The sequence below is a fragment of the Actinomyces glycerinitolerans genome (genome assembly GCF_900098745.1).
Taxonomy (GTDB): Bacteria; Actinomycetota; Actinomycetes; order Actinomycetales; family Actinomycetaceae; genus Actinomyces; species Actinomyces glycerinitolerans.
Genome location: NZ_FQTT01000012.1, coordinates 261,254 through 278,481 on the forward strand (window position 1 = coordinate 261,254; position 17,228 = coordinate 278,481).

The window sequence follows — 17,228 nt, forward strand, 5'->3', positions numbered from 1 at the left end:
AACGAGCTCGGTAGGGAACTCCGCGTACTGCACTGTCATGCCACTGCCGGCGTACTTCACGCCGCCGCCTGCGCCGCCGGCATGTCCCCAGCGACTGTCTACCGCTGCTTGCGTGAAGCCCTAGAGTCACTCGGTAACCACCAGCCAGTTCCGACATCACCATCCCCTAGTCAGACTCAAACGAACAAGACATGCCTGTCTGAAAAACCGTATACGAACGCGGGGATTCTTCACGGCTTGTCAGGTAACGACGCAAGCGGTTTGAGGGGATCTGGGACACCTGAAGTCATGCCGATATAAATCAACGTGGTGAACAGCGCCAAGAACTGCGCAGCGCACAGCCAACGCACCGGGTACTCGCCGAATCCAATGTCCACAATGAGCGCATGCAAACGGCCATCCCAGCCGCTTTGCGGAAAAACGGGACATGACGCTAAAGACCAGCACGCAACGACAGTAGCGGATGCGTTCATGATGTTCAGCCCTGCGACATAGATGAATCGCGCCCGCGTTATACGGCGAAGAAGAGCGTCGAAAGCGGCCACATCGGACACTACCGCCTCCGTCTTAACCTGTCCGATTACCCATCTTTTCCACATATGGTCAAAAACCGTTCCGAGTTCCATCACGGCTGCAGCACCAAGAACGAAGAGTGCCGAAAATACGCAGGTCGAACGCCAACCCCACCAATACTCGCCCATTTGTGATATGTCGGTCACCGGCCATAGTTGTTGGCTAATCCGCATTGAAATAGTGGTGGCTGCGGTTAATGCGACAAGGAAAAAAGCGACGACAAACCCAAAACCGGTGCCCTCGTTTCCCTCCCAAAAGAAGTCATGCAATGCATCAATCTTCTTGCGAACGTGGGCCAATAATAGCTCGCGTACTCGATTTCGCCTATGCCATGCGTGCTGGAGCACATGTACCGGTAACGCCGAGTCGTCTAAGCTTGTGAGGATGTTGTAAGCACGTCTGAAGCTCCCAGTCGTGTTGTCGAAACGACCGCTGCGTATAAGGTCGACGGATTCGCCGAGAAGATTGTCCCAGCTGGTCTCTGCGGTGCACCGAATCTTCCCCTCGGGAGACGCCTCATCTTCGAGGAGCTCCACGAGGGAGTCATAAGCAAAACTGTCATGAGTCTCCTCTATAGTCTCCTCTATGCGCGAGATCGCCTCGTCTATCTTCCTGTCTCGTTCACCGTAGGTCGAGCCAGAGTACGCGGCTATGCCGTCATCCTTTGCGGCCCCGGCCGGCGCCGGCGCCGAATGTACCGAACGTGCCGAGTGTACATCCGTGGCATGAACGCTAGGGTCACGACGAACAACGTCAATATGTTCATCGTTAACCGAGCGCTCACTGCCCTGGCTCCGAACGGACTCGGTTATCGGGAGCGGCATTTCGCCGCCGTCGCTAACTGACGGCTCCACCTGGGTTGAGCTTGACCGCGCAACGTTTGAAATGAGCTGGCTCGCTTCATAAGGTTGCACTTCTCCGAGCCGCCTCACGAGCTCGCGCGCGTCGTTGAGAAGAGTCGGACCGTCGGTCCGCTCCGACGACTTAGCAGAAATGGCAACAAGAAGCTCATATGCGCGATCTGAGAGCTTGCGCTGTTCGGCTGTCCGATCCTCAGTCCGCTGAGTGAAATACGCGAACGAAAGCTGCCTAGCGTGCCATGCGCGCATAGGCTCCCCGAGTGCATCCAAGCCATCTGCGAGTAAAGCCCAACAGGCACCTTGCGCGGCCTTGTCATCGCACTGCTCGGCATCGGCAAGTACCTCGGCGGCGCACCCCAACAGAGTTCTGGCAATTCCAGCTAATGAACCGGAGTCCGGCGACGCGTCAAGACTGGCTTTCGCCCGGATTGCCGATTGCAGTGCGGAGGGTGCCGGTATATTCGCTGAAGTTTGCATCATCTTGACACCAGTAGATCATCGGAGGAGGAGCAACAGGCAAAGCACGGCAGCGATCAAGATTTGCAAGACGATGGCGTAACGCTGCCATCGGCGGTAACGACTCGCCCGGCGGGACGGGCTACGTCCAGAACTAGAGTCGGCCCCGCTAACAGCGTGGTTAAGACCCGAGTCATGCGGCGCTGGCAGTACTCGGCGGTGCTGGAAAGCTAGCAGTACAACGGGGAGAGATGAGTATGCGGGATACTCACGAACAGGATCACCGATTAGCTCAGGAACATACCGTTTGTCAATGAGGTACTCCACAAGCGCGAAACGTAGAGCAACTGACGCGTTGTTCTCATGCGCCCGAGTAACCCGAGATGAACCGTCAGAGCTAGACTCCGATGCACTGATCAGTCCGTCACCAACCTTACTAAGCCCCCGATCCACTTGTTCCACGAACTTCACTGTTTCGGTCACCTGCTGCGGGCGGGGAAGCATCGCGGAGACGAGCCGCTGCCAGGTAAGTCCTCGGGGACTCTGACTCATGAGCAGCAGTAGCAGCGGAACTAGACTGTCTGGCACTTCTTCTACGATCCTCACGGCGAGTCCCATGGACTCGGGGGGATCGATGCGCTGCACGGTAACGTACTCAGTAAAGGGAGCAAGTGCTTCAGGGTCGTTCAGTACGTCATTATCGCTGATCATGGCGACAACCCGGCTTGGTGTCAGCGGCAATGGCACAGACAACTGATCAGCCCCTACACCGAGAGACCCGAGCCACTCCTCAGCCGCCCCGCCCCACGAATGATCTGAAGGGTGCGCACGCTTAGCCTCGGCCACAACCTTGTTGGCGAATCCGATCTTGCTTTCGAGTGGTGCGCCGCATAGCGCTGCCGGCGCCGCGAGTCCTTGGAGCATGGCGACTGTCTGAGCGCTTACCATCGTAGGATGCGAAGAAATGTCGCCTCGCGCAAGCGCGAGCGCCGACTGAGATACCCGTTGGTCTGCGTGATGCAGCATCACGTTCATGGCGTCGAGCTTCGCCTGCTGAGACGGCTGGATGTCAAGGGCGCGTTGCGCCGCACGGACATCCCACCGGGAGAGCACGTTCTCGGGATCGTGGCTCGAGGCGCGCACGCCGCTGCCCGAAGCAGAGGCGATAACATCACGTACCTCCTGATTGGAGAGCGGCATATACTGTGCGATTGCGGAGACCCAAAGATCTATAACGCCCTGCCACGGAATACGGGCCTGATACCTGTCGACTCCACGTGTGAGTGTAATGTCGATCTCCCTGTTACGCCTCCCGGCCGCCAACTCATCCACATACCAATGAAGCGGACCGGGGATCGCGTCGGCGGATACAGCATGCGCCCAACTGACTCTTCCAAGCGCCCGATCGTAGACATCACCGTGCCGCTCGAGAAGCTCACGTGGCCACGGGCATGTGATGATGCGTTGTGACCTCCTCGACTTCGGAAATGGATACCCGGTGGACCAACGAGCCATTCTGGCCAACGATTCCGGCAATACTAAGGACAGTTGCAAAAGGGCTGATACTGGGCCGCCGGAGTCATATGCCAAACTGACGTAACGATGGTCGTCATCCATTGCGAGTATCGTGCCTATAGTCAAAAGCAACGCTTGGCCTGCGTGCGCGATCTTCGGAGCTCCCGTCTTGCTGCTTTGCTGAGCGGTCACTAACCCAGTGGCGAGTGAGTGCTCTGTCAAGAAAGGAAATGACGATCGCATGGCTTCGCGCACGGAGCGAATGACGTCCGGAAGTCCGACGCCGACCGGCGCGAGAGCTACTTGGTTCGTTCCCGCAGCTCCATAGTCGCCTCCAGATCCGTCAAGACATACAGCCCAACGCTGAGTTCCAGTATGAAAGAGAAAAGTCAGCAGCGAAATCGGAGTGGAGGCGGTGCTGATGTCCGACGTGAGCTGAGGGAGCTCTCGGTGGATCGATGAGAGGGCTGAAGACACGTCAGGTGGCACATTAGACGAAGACAACTGACGATCCAGCTGGTAGCCGGCAACCCCCCGCGTTGGATCATCCCTCATTGTTCGGAGATACCATGCTTTCACTATGATGTCGCCTCCAGCCGTGTGTCGCGCAGCGGCGGGCCCTGAAGAAGAGAAGCGAGTAGGTGCCGATACGCCTGCAGGCAGCCGGACGACTCGTCTTCGCCAAATCGTTGTTCTGCGCCGTCCTCGTCGACCCTCTCCCATGCGGCAGTAAGTACGAACGCGGTTAACCGGTTCTCGGCGAGTGCTCCAATTGCACGTACACCAACAACGGTCCCTACGATCGCTCCGCCTACTGCGGTGGTAAGGACGTCCGTCAGCTGCAACCGTTCCTCGCCCATTCCTTGATGCCAGGCTGAGTCGGATGAAGGGACGATTAGTTCTGCGACTTGTGGTTGGGCCGACCGGACCGTGTCGCGGACGCAGGGGATGCTAATGCTGAATGCATCCCCGGTACTTACTAGGTTCCAAAAGTGCTCCGGATCTGCTAGCTGCGCAAGGATCTGCGAAGCGATGCGGTCAACTTCTGCGTTGCCGTGAAGAGCATCACTTACCCGTGCGCTACTGTCTATGTTCGTTGCTGCTTCGACCGCGCGAAGTACGGCGCGGGCGTCCGATGAGGTGTTGCGGTACTGCTGTCGTTGGTGCCGGTTTGCAAGTAAGCGTAGAAGCAGTGAGGCGGAGTCGAGGAAAACCTTTCGGTCTCTGCTATTAGAGATCAGAGCCGCCCAACGTCCAAGCAGGGAATTAGGGATCGGGCCGGGCGTAGAGGCCAATAGTGCACGAATGACATCGCATTTCGTGACGGCGACTGTTATTGACGTGGCACGATCGTGTTCCTGCGTTATGAGTGACGATATCATGTTGCGGGTTGTCACACGCGAGTCGCTGATACGCCCGGTGTCGTTGCCGCCTTGGGCTGTGCGCAGAGATAGTTCAAGGATTGCAGGATTGTAGTCGCTAGCAGCTTTGAAGCACCACGTCGATGCCAGCGGGTCAACTGCCGCTAGGTACGATGCGGAGCTCACCAACTGGTCGCGGTCGGCCTTGAACCCGAATGCTGAGTCTTCCCGCGGGACTTGCCTGCCGAGAATGCTGGTCGCTTCGCCGGGCAGGTCGATGATCGCCACCCTGTGCGTGGTGCTGGTAGACTGATGTGCCGTTATCTGCTTGACGTCCAATTCGCTTATGAACGGCGCGCGGTTACCGCCCCATTGTTGGACGATGTCGTCAATGTTGGAAGGTGTTTGCGCCCCGAGGAACGGCGGCGTGTTCAAAATTGCGGACTCGAGCAACATGTCGAGGGCGTCGTCTACGCTCGTCGCCTCGTTTGTTCTGATAGTACCGTTATCGACGAAGTCGATGTGAGTGATGCCGACGTCGTCAAGTAAACGTATGAGGCCTGCGCGCAGATTATTTTCAATTCCTGCGGCCGTTGCACGGATGTCTTCTCGGTGCACGGGGATCACCGCACCGTAGGGAACGGTGGTGCGTGTTTTGACGATGCGACGCTGTATGGCACCTGGTAGAGGGGCCGTATCGTATGGCGGCGGAACGAGGTTCAGCATTCCGTAGAGTAGCTGAGACTTTCCTGAGCCAACGGGCCCGATTAGGCATATCTTGTTAAGGCTTGACTCTGAGCCGACGGGCGTTATGTGACCCGAATAGCAGACGTCGTATGCCTTATCGGGTTGTTCTGTGGGGCCGTGTGCTCGTGATTCGCATCGGGGTTGATCGGGCTGGAAGCCGAGGCCTCGATGCTGTTGCCAAATGCGTACGCTCTTGGTGATTCCGCTAAAGACGTCGATCCGTAACCAACTCCGGCGACTGTCGCATAGTTCGCATTTGATATCGGGTGTCCGCGTCTGGCTCGCTGGCACGTTGGGCTCCTTGACTAGTTTCGTTTGCGTAGGATCAGATCGCTACTATGAGGACGACCAGGAATACTAGAACGAGTAGAATCAGTGCCGATGGTGCAATGAGGCGCCGGAACTGACGTTCAGCTTCGGACCTGGCGATGGTTCGGTCTTCGTCCAGCTGCTGCGCAAGGCGTGCGGCGAGCGTATATGGGCGCACAGCCTCACGTATCTCTTCGGATTCAAGATCGGTAAGTGTGAAGCTATCCAGTTGGGTGTTTACTATTCTCGCGACATGTTTAGCGATCGGGCTGTCAAGATGGGCCTTACTGGCGATGCTGAAGATGCCGGTATTGGAGAACTCCTCGCTGACAGTGCTAGCGCGTTTAGAATGCACCCACGCCATTACGTCTAACTCGCGTTCCCCTACTGTGCGCGAGTTGACGATCTGGTTGTATAGGTCATGTGCGATCAGTTCCGCCTCCGGCGACGCAGTGAGCCGCCCATCCGCGTTTGTGGCCGGGTTAAACCTGACCGTGCTGTGCTCTATTCTCTCGGTCGGGGCGTTTATATAAGTGGTCGCAGAGGGATCGAATCCACGAAGTACTTCGCGAAGGGCGTCCTGCATCTGGTGAGGCGTAGGATAACGATCAGCCGGGTCAGGTGACAGTGCCTTGTGTAGCACTGTTTGCAACTGGGGCGCAGCGTTTCCGAGGGTGTATAGGATTTCCTTGGGGAGAGGTTCTGGGGTCGGCAGCGGATTTTGCATTCCGCCCTCGCTGCCGAATGGGGAGGAGCCTGTGAGCAATTCGTATAGGACGATGCCTACTGAAAATACATCGGAAGCAGGGGTCAATTTGTGGGGGACGCTATGTTCTGGGGAGGTATATGGCAGCGAGCCCTCTGGAAGCGCGAATGGTGCAGCCTGCTCGGTGACGGAGATCCCGAGGTCGATCAGGACGGCATGCTCCTCTGTGCCTCGCCCGGTTACCATGATGTTTGCAGGCTTGATGTCGCGGTGGATTACAGGGGATGTCCTGCTGTTCGATCCATGGAGGCACGCTAGTGCGCTCAGTACATTCAGAGTTAGGCGGATCGCACGTGCGGGTTCCAACCTCCCGGAGTCGGTGGCTTGAAGTAATTCCCCAAGTGTTTGCCCATTGATTAGCTCGGTGACGAGCAAGTGGCAGTGCAATGTGTCGTCAGTAGTGTTGTTCAGCAGATTGACGATATATGGACTATCGGCGCCTTGTTGAAGTCCTACGAGTTCATCGCGGTAGTTCGGGTCATGGAGCGGCAATAGTTTGATCGCCGCTTGTGTGTGGGGTTGGGTACGGTTGTCGATGGCATAATAGACGGCGCGGCGATGGGCGGGGGAGATGTGGATGGGGCCGTCGCTAGTGATTGTATATCGTCCGTTATTGACCGTCGTATCTTTGGTGAGGTGGAGCCAAGGCTCTGAAGAACTCTGTGTAGTTGGTGAGGCTGACATGGGCGAAGTGGTCATTGAAACCTCGTTGGGGTGAGTTCGTGCTTGCAGGCATGTTACAGGTGCAAGTATCTCAATTGCGCGTGTTGCGGTCTCGGTACGGCAACGGTGGGTGGCACACTAAGGTTCGGTGTGGTGTGCGGTTGGGCGATGGCGCCGTTTCTGGTGTGCTTACGGGACCGCGGCGCGGGTGCCGTCGCCGCCTGGATGGGGTGCTGGCGGGGCGGCAGGCAGAGTGCCGGGGTCGGCGGGCGATCTGGGATCACCTCCGGGAGCTCAACCACGTTGCACTGGCCGACGCCGGCATGGGACCGGGCCTTGCTGTCCCGTTGGAGTCGACGATTCGCCGCATGCGGCCGCGCATCCGGCTCCCACGTTTCGCGAGATGGCATGACACAATGCGGCCCATGACAGCAGCCCAGGTCCGACAGGCACAATCGTCCCTCTCCGGTTTCCCAGAGTGGCTCCCCGCGGCCCGCATCGTCGAGACGCAGTTCATCGACACCCTGCGCCGCACCTTCGAGCTGCATGGATTCAGCGGGATCGAGACCCGCGCCGTTGAGCCGCTGTCGGAGCTCACCCGCAAGGGCGAGACCAGCAAGGAGGTCTACCTGCTCTCCCGCCTCCAGGCGGACCCCAGCGAGGCGGAGGAGACCGACCCGGCCAAGCAGCTCGGGCTCCACTTCGACCTGACCGTGCCCTTCGCCCGCTACGTGCTGGACAACGCCGGCACCCTGCACTTTCCGTTCAAGCGCTACCAGATCCAGAAGGTCTGGCGCGGCGAGCGCCCGCAGGAGGGCCGCTTCCGCGAGTTCGTTCAGGCGGACATCGACGTCGTCGGGGATGGCGCCCTGCCGCTGTACCACGACGTGGAGATGCCGCTGATCATGCACGAGGCGCTGAGCGCGCTGCCGATCCCCGCCGTCACCATCCACGTGTCCAACCGCAAGGTCGCGCAGGGCTTCTACCAGTCGGTCGGTGTCTGCGAGGATCAGCTGGCGGAGGTGCTGCGCGTGGTGGACAAGCTCGACAAGATCGGCGCCGGCCGGGTCGCCACCGAGCTGGTCGACGTCGTGGGCATCACCCCGGAGCAGGCCGACGCGGCCCTGCGGCTGGCGGAGATCACGGGCGCCGACGCCGAGCGGGTACGTGCCGACGTGCTGTCCGCGCTCAACGGCGCCGACCCCGGCGAGCTGCTGGTCCAGGGCCTGGACGAGCTGTCCGAGCTGCTGCGCTCCGCCGCGCGCCGCCGCCCCGGCGCCATCGTCGCCGACCTCAAGATCGCCCGCGGGTTGGACTACTACACGGGCACCGTCTACGAGTCCTTCATGGCCGGCCACGAGGACCTGGGCTCGGTGTGCTCGGGCGGCCGCTACGACTCCTTGGCCTCCGACGGCAAGCGCACCTTCCCGGGCGTGGGCATCTCGATCGGCCTGTCCCGCCTGCTGGCCAGGGTGATTGGCGCCGGCATGCTGGAGGTGACTCGGGCCGTGCCCACGGCCGTGCTGGTTGCGGTCACCGACGAGGAGCACCGCGATGTGTCCGACTCCGTGGCCGACGCGCTGCGCTCCCGTGGCATTGCCGCCGACGTGTCCCCGACGGCCGCCAAGTACGGCAAGCAGATCCGCTTCGCCGACAAGCGGGGCATTCCCTATGTGTGGTTCCCCGGCGCCGAAGGCGAGCCCGACTCGGTCAAGGACATCCGCTCCGGCGAGCAGGTGCCCGCCGACGCCGCCACCTGGCTCCCCGCCGACGAGGCCGACCTCGCTCCGCGTCTGCGCCCGGTCGGCGCGGCGGCAGGCCAAGCGGGTGAGCAGGGCTGAGTCGTGAGTGCTGACGCGGGGGCCGCGCCGCCTCCTCCGCTCGGCACCGCCGGTATCGGCGACACCGAGGCCGCCCTGAGCCGCCTGCGCGGCGACCTGTCCGGCCTCAGCCTGCCGTACGCGCTGGCGGGGGCGGACACCGCCGCCCGCACGGCCCGGATCGTGCGCGATCAGCTCGGCGACTACGTCCTGCCGCGCCTGAAGGCGATGGACGCGCCCCTGCTCGCCGTGGTCGGCGGCTCCACCGGGGCCGGCAAGTCCGCGCTGGTGTCCTCGCTCGTGCGCCGACGGGTGGCCGTCTCCTCCGCGATCCGCCCGACGACGCGCCGTCCCCTGCTGCTGCACGCCACCGGCGACGACGCCTGGTTCGACGGATCCCGGGTACTCGGATCGCTCGCCCACGTGCGCGTCGCGGAGGGCGCGGAGCCGACGGCGGCGGGCCTGCACACGCCGCGCGAGGTCGAGGTTCGCTCCTGTTCGACCCTGCCCGCGGGGCTCGCGCTCCTGGACGCGCCCGACGTGGACTCCGTCGTCGACGAGAACCGGGAACTCTCCGCCACGCTGCTGGCTGCTGCCGACCTGTGGATCTTCGTTACCACCGCCTCCCGCTACGCCGACGCCGTCGTATGGGAGCACCTGCGTGCCGCCGCCGCGCGCGACATCGTCACGGCGGTGGTCCTGGACCGCGTTCCCGCCGGCGCCGACGAGGCGGTCGGCAAGGACCTGCGCCGCCGCCTGGACGCCGCCGGCCTGTCCTCCTGCCCGGTTTTCGTAATCCCGGAGACCAGACTCGACCCGGATGGTTTCCTGTCCGACGAATATGTGGCGCCGCTGCGGCACTGGCTCGGCGCACTTGCGGTCGACGCCGCGGCGCGGCGCGACGTGGCCCGACGCACCCTGACCGGGGCACTCGGCTCCGCCCTCGCCGGAATGGACGGCGTGCTGGACGCGGTCCGCGCCCAGGAGGCCGAACGCGGCCGTCTGGCCTACGCCACCGCGACGATCCATGCGGAGGCCCTGGACCGGGTCACCCAGGCGACCGAGGACGGCTCGATGCTGCGCGGCGAGGTGCTTGCCCGCTGGCAGGAGCTGGTCGGCACGGGCGAGCTCCTGCGCGGGCTCGAGTCCCAGGTCAGCCGCCTGCGCGACCGCGTTACCGCGGCGGTATTGGGGCGCCCCGCACCCGCCGAGCGCGTCGAGGAGGCCATCGAGTCCTCGCTGACAATGCTGCTCGTGAACGAGGCACAGCGCGCCCGCCTGGAGACGGAGCAGACCTGGCGGCGCGCCGGCACCGCCGCCTACCCACTGTCGTGTGCCATCTCCGCGCTGCCGACGGTGGCGGAGCGCACGCAGCGGGCCGAACAGCTGGTACGGGACTGGCAGGGCGACGTGTTGAACCTGGTCCGCGCAGAAGGAGCGGACAAGCGCCTGACCGCGCGGCTGGTGTCACTGGGAGTCAACGGCACCGGCGTGGCCCTCATGGTGGTCGTCTTCGCCCACACCGGCGGCCTGACGGGCGTGGAGGTTGGGATTGCAGGCGGCGCCGCCGTGGTCGCACAGCGACTGCTGGAGGCCGTCTTCGGCGACCAGGCCATGCGTGACCTTGCCCGCCGCTCCCGTCTAGCCCTCAACGAGCGAGTCGCGGCCTTCCTCCAAGAGGAGCAGGCCGTCTTCACCCAGGCGCTGCCGGCTCCCTCGCCGCGCCCCGAGCAGCTTGCGGAGCACCTGCAGGAGGTCACCGGCGCCGTCGGGCGGCTGACGGGGGAGGACGCCAGATGAGAATCCGCAAGCCCACCCCGGTCGATGCGGGAGTCGACACCCCTGAGGACCCGCTGGTCATGCTCGCCCGCCTGGTGGAGGCCGGCGACGGGCTCTTGCCCGCAGACCTCCTTGAGGCCGCCCGCGCCCTGCTTGACCGCGCCGGACAGCGCCGACTCATCGCCCCGGGGATCAGTGTGGTCGCGCTCCTGGGGGCGACGGGCTCGGGCAAGTCGAGCCTGTTCAACGCGATCTGCGGAGTCGACGCGGCACCCACCGCGGTTACCCGGCCGACGACGACCCAGCCGCTGGCCGCACTGCCCGCCTCACCGGGACCGGAGGCGGACGGCGCGGCGGGGCGGCTACTGGACTGGCTCGCGGTCGACGCACGGGTGCGGCTGCCCGAGTCCCCGTCCTGGGGACCCGCCTCCGTCGGGGTCGGGGAGAACACCATTCTCCTGGACCTGCCGGACATCGACTCCGACGTCCGGCGGCACCGGGTGATTGCCGAGCGTCTGGCGGGCCTGGTCGACGTGCTGGTGTGGGTCCTGGATCCGGAGAAGTACGCCGACGCCGTCATCCACCACGAGTTCATAGCGCCCATGGCCGCGCACGCCGCCGTATCCGTCGTGGCCCTCAATCAGGTCGACCGCCTGAACGAGGCCGAGCGGACGGCGGCCACCCATGACCTCGCCCGCCTCCTGGCCCGCGAGGGCCTGGAGGGCGTGGATGTCATCGAAGTCAGTGCCCGCACCGGGCAGGGCGTGCAGGAGTTGCGGGCCCGTATCCGTGAGGTCGCCGCCGCCGAGGACGTGAGCCGGGCGCGTCTGGCCGCCGACGCTCGGGCGCTGGCCGTTCGCATCCGCAATTGGCTGGAGTCCGACTCCGCGGCTGCAGCGGGATCCTCCGGTAGCGGCGAGCGTGAGGCCCTCGTGGCCCTTCGGGAGGCGGCCTGCCGCGCGGTGGGCACGGATCGAGTCGCCGATGCGGTCGGCGACTCCATGCGACTGGGGGCGGCAGTCCGCGTGGGCTGGTTGCCGGCGCGCTGGCTCGCACGTCTGCGCAGAGACCCGTTGCGGGCTCTGCATCTGGGAGACGACGTCCACGCCCGCCGGGCGTCGTCGGGCTCCGCGGCGCCGCCGGTTCCGCGCACCTCCCTGCCCGCTCCCGATGCGGCCGCCGACGCTGCCCTGCGCGCAACCGCCCGAGGCTACATGGCAGCACGGACCAGTCGGCTTCCGGCCACCGCCCAGGAGCAGGTGTGCGAGCGGCTGAGCCCGCGGGCGGAGCAGCTCTATGACCGGCTGGACGCCGCCGTCGGGCGTACGGACCTGGAGCAGAACAGTCGCCCCCGCTGGTGGACGTGCGCGAATGCGCTGCAGGTGCTGCTGGCGTTCACGGCGCTGGTTGGTGGGTTTTGGCTCCTGGTCCTACGCGTTATGAACCGCTACCTGCTGTTGGCGGCAGAGCCGCCGCGTTGGGGGCACCTGCCCTGGCCCACCGTGCTGCTGCTCGGTGGCCTTCTGATCGGCCTGGTACTCGGGCTGAGCGGTACGGCCCTGGCGCGAGTCGGCGCCGCACGCCGGCGCAGACGCGTCAACGGGCGCCTGCGCCAAGCGGTGGCCGAGGTCTTAGCAACCACCCTGGTCGAGCCGCTGGATGTGGAGCTTGCACGTATCGGGGAGGTCCGGGCACTGCTGGACGGCCTGTGCTCACCGCCGGTGCGCTGAACCGGAGCCTCAGCGCACCGGTTCAGCGCCCGGCATTACTGTCGGGCGCTGATGATCCAGAATCGAGCGACTCGGCCGCGCGGGCAAGCGCTTCACCGGCGCCTTCGTACAGGTTGATCACCACGTCGACGCCCGCCGCCCGCATCGAGGCGGCCTCGTCGTCGTAGCGGGCGATCGCCAGAACCCGGCCCTCGAAATGTGAACGGTCCAACCAGTCCAGTACGTGTACGTTGGCGCCCGGCTCGGACATGGCCAGCACCACCGTGGACACGTGCACGGCCTCCAGCCGCTCCCAGAACTGCTGGTCGGTGGCGTCCGCCTCCAGCACGTTGAAGCCCTGGCGCGTCAGTTCCTCCACCTTCGTAGCGTCGTTGTCGATGCCGAGCACGCCCGACTCCCCGTCGGCGTACAGCCTGGTGTACGTGGAGCGTCCCGCCCGTCCCATGCCGAAGACGACGGTGCAAACGCCGTCGAGCCGAAGCGGCTGCTCGTCGGGGTGCAGCGTGCTGGCGGGGCGGTGGGGGAGCAGCCCGGACAGCCAGCGCACCAGGGAGACCGGCTTGTGGTTGACCAGTGCGGAAACCACGAAGGACAGTGCCAGGGCCAGGGAGACGGCGGCCGGCCATTGCGCGCCGAGTAGCCCGTGGTCGGCGGCGGTGCCCACCACGATGAGCGCGAACTCGCTGTAGGCCGTAAGCGCCAGGCCGGTTAGCACCGAGGTGCGTCGCCGCATACCCAGCGCGCGCACCACCAGCGTGTAAACCAGTGAGCGCACCGGCAACAGGAGCAGCAGGGCGCCCGCGAACTCGAAGGCGGCCGTGTCGGGGACCCCGTCCAGGCCGATGGCCAGGAAGAACCCCACCAGCAGGATCTCCTTGATGGTGAACAGGGCGCTGGACAGCTCCTTCGCGGCCGGGTGTGACGCCAGCAGCGCTCCCATGATCAGCGCGCCCAGATCCCCGTCGATACCGACCAGGTCGAAGAGCAGATAGCCGGGCAGCAGGGCCATCGACATGCCGAACAGGGCGCGCATCTCCCGGTGATCGATGCGGTCAAGCACCTTGCCGAACAGTCGGGATGCCGGCCACAGCAACACCAGGGCGGCGGCCCAGGGACTGGGCAGCCGGCCGGAGGCGATCGTCATGTACGCCACCGCGGCGATGTCCTGGATCACAAGCACGCCGATGGCGATCCGCCCATACAGGGAACCGGCGTCGTCGCGGTCCTCGAGTAGTTTGACCACCACGACCGTCGAGGAGAAGGACAGGGCGAAGCCGACGGCGGCGATACCGCCCGGCGTGGTGGCGCCGAGGTCCAGGCCCAGGGCCAGCAGCGCGGCCACAACGGCCGCGCTCAGGACGGAAAGCACCGTCATGACGATGACCGCCGTACCCGCGACTTCCTTGCGACGCAGCACCCGCAGGTCGAGCTTGAGCCCGATCGTGAACAGCAGCACCGCCACGCCGAGGTCGCCCAGGACCTCAACGAACTCCAGGTTCGGCAGCGGCGAGGAGCCCAGCACGAAGCCGGCGGCGAGGAACCCGACCAGGGGAGGCAGACGCAGCAGGGTCGCGGCGAAGCCGAACACCACCACCGCGAGCAGATACACGGCAGGGATCATGCATTCTCCTCCCCACGGTCGGGTTCCGGGCCGGGGGCGTCACCGCCCGTCGCGATTACCGCGGAATCCGCCCTTGCGACCGTTGTTCCAACCGCGGTTGCCCCAGCGGCCGTTCCTGTCGTTCCTGTCGTTACGACGGTCATCGCGGTCGTAGCGCCGCTTGAATCCGCCACGGTCGTAACGTCCCGAGCCACGGTCGTTGTTCCGCCCGCGGAAGCCACCGCCCGAGCGGCCGCCGCGGTCCTCGTCCCAACCGGAACCCGGCCCCTCGTCCACGCGGATGCGCAGCTCCCGGCCGGCGAAGGTGGCGTGCCGCATACGCTCCAACTGCTCCTCACTCAGCGGCGTGTGAATCTCGACCAGGGAGAAGGACTGCAGGATGTCGATCTTGCCGATGTCGGAGCCGGAGATGGCGCCCTCGTTGGCCAGCGCCCCGACGATCGCGCCGGGCAGCACCCGGTCGCGGTGGCCGACCTCGATGCGGTAGACGGTGCCGGAGCCCTCGTCGTGATAGCGGCGGCCGCCGCGGCTGGCGCCGGGCTTGCCCTCGATGCGGTCCCCGCGGCGGCCACGGCGGTCACCCTCGAAGGAGGCGGAGACGAAGGTCCCGTCGTCGTCCAGGCGCTCCTCGCGGTTCCCGCGGCGCGGACGCTCGCCGTCGTCACGACGGCGCGGTCCCTCGTCGCCGACGGCGAGGGCCAGCAGCGTGGCGGCCAGCTCGTCGGCGTCGATTCCGAGCTCCTCGCTCTTGGCGGCCACCAGCCGGGCATACATGTCCAGGCGGCCGCGCTCGTGCCGAGCGGCGGCCCGGTCCAACAGCTTGCCGGCCCGGTGCTCGGACACGTCCGCGGGGGAGGGCAGTGTGATCTCCTCCAGGCGGGCGCCGGTCAGGCGCTCGATCTGGCGGAGCTTGCCCTTCTCCTTGGGAGTCAGGAAGGTGACGGCCTCACCGTGGCGGCCGGCGCGGCCGGTGCGGCCGATGCGGTGCACGTAGGCCTCGGCCTCGCGGGGCACGTCGAAGTTGACGACCAGGCCGATGCGGTCCACGTCCAGTCCGCGGGCGGCGACGTCGGTGGCTACCAGCACATCGAGGGTGCCGTTGCGCAGGCGCTCAACCAGCCGCTCGCGCTCGCGCTGAGGCACGTCGCCGGAGATGGCGGCGGCCTGAATGCCGCGGCCGGCCAGCTCGATGGCCACGTCCTCGGCGGTGGACTTGGTGCGCACGAACACGAGGGCGGCCTCGGCATCGGTGACCGCCAGCACGCGTGCGGCCGCCCCGATCTTGTGACGGAAGGGCACCACCGCGTAGGTCTGGCGGACGGTGTCCACGGTGGAGGCCTGGCGGGAGACCTCCACTCGCACCGGGTTGTCCAGGTGCTGGCGCGCGACCGCCTGGATGGCGGGCGGCATGGTCGCGGAGAACAGGGCGGTGCGGCGCTCGGCCGGAATGGTGGCGGCGATCGTCTCCACGTCCTCGGCGAAGCCCATGCGCAGCATCTCGTCGGCCTCGTCCAGGACGAAGTACTTCACCTCATCCAGGGTCAGAGCGCCCTTCTCGATCAGGTCGATGATGCGCCCGGGCGTGCCCACGACTACTTGCGCACCGTCCCTGAGCGCCCCGATCTGGGGACCGTACGGGGCGCCGCCGTAGACGGCTACCACGTCGAGCCCGCGGGAGCGGGCGGCCATATCGGTGATCGCCTCGGCGCTCTGGAGGGCCAACTCACGGGTGGGTGCCAGCACCAGGGCCTGCACCGCTCCGTCATGGGCGTCGACGGCGTCCAGCAGCGGCAGCCCGAAGGCGGCCGTCTTACCGGTGCCGGTCTGGGCAATACCGACGACGTCGCGGCCGGACAGCAGAACGGGGATCGCCTCGCGCTGGATGGGTGTGGGGGTGGTGTAGCCCATGTCCTTTACGGCCTTGAGCAGGTCGGCGGGCAGGCCCAGGTCGTCGAAGGTGACGTCCTCGGGCGCGCGGGCGGGCTCGTCCTGCGCGTCCTCGTCCTGCGCGTCATCGACGAAGGGGGTGTGACCGTCGACATCCTCCTCATCGTCGGCGACGTCGTCGTCGACCTCATCGGACTCGTCGATGTCGGAGTCGGGGTCCTCGGGATCGGACTCGGGCAGGTTCAGGTCGAAATCGTCGGCCTCGTCCTCGTCCTCCAGGCCCTCGGGGTCCTCCGGAGAGTCGGAGGATGCGGGCGTGTCGAAGGATGCGGCGGACTGCGGTGAGTCGGGGGTCGAGTGGGGTGCGGCTACCTGGTCGTCGGCGTCGGCGGGGGCGCTTGGAGTGGCGCCGCCGATTTCGGCACTGAACAGGTCGTCGATGCCGAGGGCGGAGCCGAAGGTGTTGTCGTCGGAGGGGCCGAAGGGCGCAGATGCCCCAGTCGGGGTGGCTGTCATCGTCTGTTTCCCGTATCTGGTTCCGCTTGGGGAACCGGTCGCGGAGTGTGGGGGAGACCGGGCGGCCTCCGCTCTTGCCGCGCCGCACCCACCACACTCGCCCGGCACCCGCGTGGACTTACCGGCGGGGACTTGCGGGCTTCACGTACTAACTCACGGGATCACGCTCGGTGCCGCACAATTGGGGAGCGGCAGAACGAGCCGCGAACGGGGCTCACAGCACGGATCACTCCTGAGTCATAGCTTACGGACGTATGGTAACGATTTGAGGACTCCCCGCCGCTGCGCGCATCAGGTCACACGTGACACCGGTCTCGCGGTGCGGCCCGCGACGCCGTGGTGAACCGAGCCGAATCGGAACGAGCAGGTGAATCCGCCCACGCTCCCGGCATTTCAGTGTCGCGCAAGCAAATTGGGCGATACTATCGAAACCCGTTGGGGTAGCCCACGGCATTTCCTCCGAGCCCCTGAGGGTCCTGTATGTCAGGATTCCCGAGGCCGCCCGGAAGTGCATGCGGGCTACGTCCCGTCGACGCCGCGACGGCGATTTTGCCGGCGCGGTTCCGACCAGACCAAGGCCAACAGACGAGTTCCGAATAGATGACCCATCTCCCGCGCCACAGCA

At 65.2% G+C, this 17,228-nt stretch carries 8 protein-coding genes; 3 read left to right on the forward strand and 5 right to left on the reverse strand.

Going from position 1 to position 17,228, the window contains the following annotated elements:
* Positions 1-230: 230 nt before the first annotated feature.
* From ACGLYG10_RS16025 to ACGLYG10_RS11380, 3 genes are all read right to left on the reverse strand, one after another.
* Positions 231-1,913 carry a hypothetical protein gene (locus ACGLYG10_RS16025; protein ID WP_139240962.1) on the reverse strand — a complete coding sequence of 561 codons (1,683 nt, stop codon included), beginning with the start codon at positions 1,911-1,913 and terminating at the stop codon, positions 231-233.
* Between the two features lie 2,069 nt (positions 1,914-3,982).
* On the reverse strand, positions 3,983-5,491 hold the full coding sequence (locus ACGLYG10_RS16030; RefSeq protein ID WP_139240963.1) for a hypothetical protein: 1,509 nt from the start codon (positions 5,489-5,491) through the stop codon (positions 3,983-3,985).
* A 346-nt stretch (positions 5,492-5,837) separates the two neighbouring features.
* Positions 5,838-7,286, reverse strand: coding sequence for a serine/threonine-protein kinase (locus ACGLYG10_RS11380; protein ID WP_073331913.1), 1,449 nt, complete (start codon positions 7,284-7,286; stop codon positions 5,838-5,840).
* Positions 7,287-7,666: 380 nt separating this feature from the next.
* Here ACGLYG10_RS11380 and hisS point away from each other — a divergent pair, with 380 nt between their 5' ends.
* The 3 genes from hisS to ACGLYG10_RS11395 are packed head-to-tail and all read left to right on the forward strand — an operon-like array spanning position 7,667 to position 12,579.
* Positions 7,667-9,091 (forward strand): histidine--tRNA ligase, encoded by a 1,425-nt coding sequence (hisS, locus tag ACGLYG10_RS11385; protein ID WP_073331916.1) that lies wholly within the window; start codon positions 7,667-7,669, stop codon positions 9,089-9,091.
* Between the two features lie 3 nt (positions 9,092-9,094).
* A complete protein-coding gene (locus ACGLYG10_RS11390) occupies positions 9,095-10,870 on the forward strand; it encodes a dynamin family protein (protein WP_073331918.1) in 1,776 nt (591 codons plus the stop codon).
* Entirely contained in the window at positions 10,867-12,579 is a 1,713-nt protein-coding gene (locus tag ACGLYG10_RS11395; protein ID WP_073331921.1) for a GTPase, read from the forward strand. Before ACGLYG10_RS11390 ends, ACGLYG10_RS11395 begins: the two co-directional genes overlap by 4 nt.
* A 22-nt stretch (positions 12,580-12,601) precedes the next feature.
* Here ACGLYG10_RS11395 and ACGLYG10_RS11400 read toward each other — a convergent pair whose 3' ends face one another.
* Positions 12,602-14,200 carry a cation:proton antiporter family protein gene (locus tag ACGLYG10_RS11400; protein ID WP_073331923.1) on the reverse strand — a complete coding sequence of 533 codons (1,599 nt, stop codon included), beginning with the start codon at positions 14,198-14,200 and terminating at the stop codon, positions 12,602-12,604.
* Positions 14,201-14,239: 39 nt separating this feature from the next.
* Positions 14,240-16,603 (reverse strand): DEAD/DEAH box helicase, encoded by a 2,364-nt coding sequence (locus ACGLYG10_RS11405; protein ID WP_073331926.1) that lies wholly within the window; start codon positions 16,601-16,603, stop codon positions 14,240-14,242.
* Between the last annotated feature and the right edge of the window lie 625 nt (positions 16,604-17,228).

Coding starts and splice junctions, on each gene's coding strand:
- ACGLYG10_RS16025 (WP_139240962.1), bottom strand. CDS start 1,913: ATGATGCAAACTTCAGCGAATATACCGGCACCCTCCGCACTGCAATCG.
- ACGLYG10_RS16030 (WP_139240963.1), bottom strand. CDS start 5,491: ATGCTGAACCTCGTTCCGCCGCCATACGATACGGCCCCTCTACCAGGT.
- ACGLYG10_RS11380 (WP_073331913.1), bottom strand. CDS start 7,286: ATGACCACTTCGCCCATGTCAGCCTCACCAACTACACAGAGTTCTTCA.
- hisS (WP_073331916.1), top strand. CDS start 7,667: ATGCGGCCCATGACAGCAGCCCAGGTCCGACAGGCACAATCGTCCCTC.
- ACGLYG10_RS11395 (WP_073331921.1), top strand. CDS start 10,867: ATGAGAATCCGCAAGCCCACCCCGGTCGATGCGGGAGTCGACACCCCT.
- ACGLYG10_RS11400 (WP_073331923.1), bottom strand. CDS start 14,200: ATGATCCCTGCCGTGTATCTGCTCGCGGTGGTGGTGTTCGGCTTCGCC.
- ACGLYG10_RS11405 (WP_073331926.1), bottom strand. CDS start 16,603: ATGACAGCCACCCCGACTGGGGCATCTGCGCCCTTCGGCCCCTCCGAC.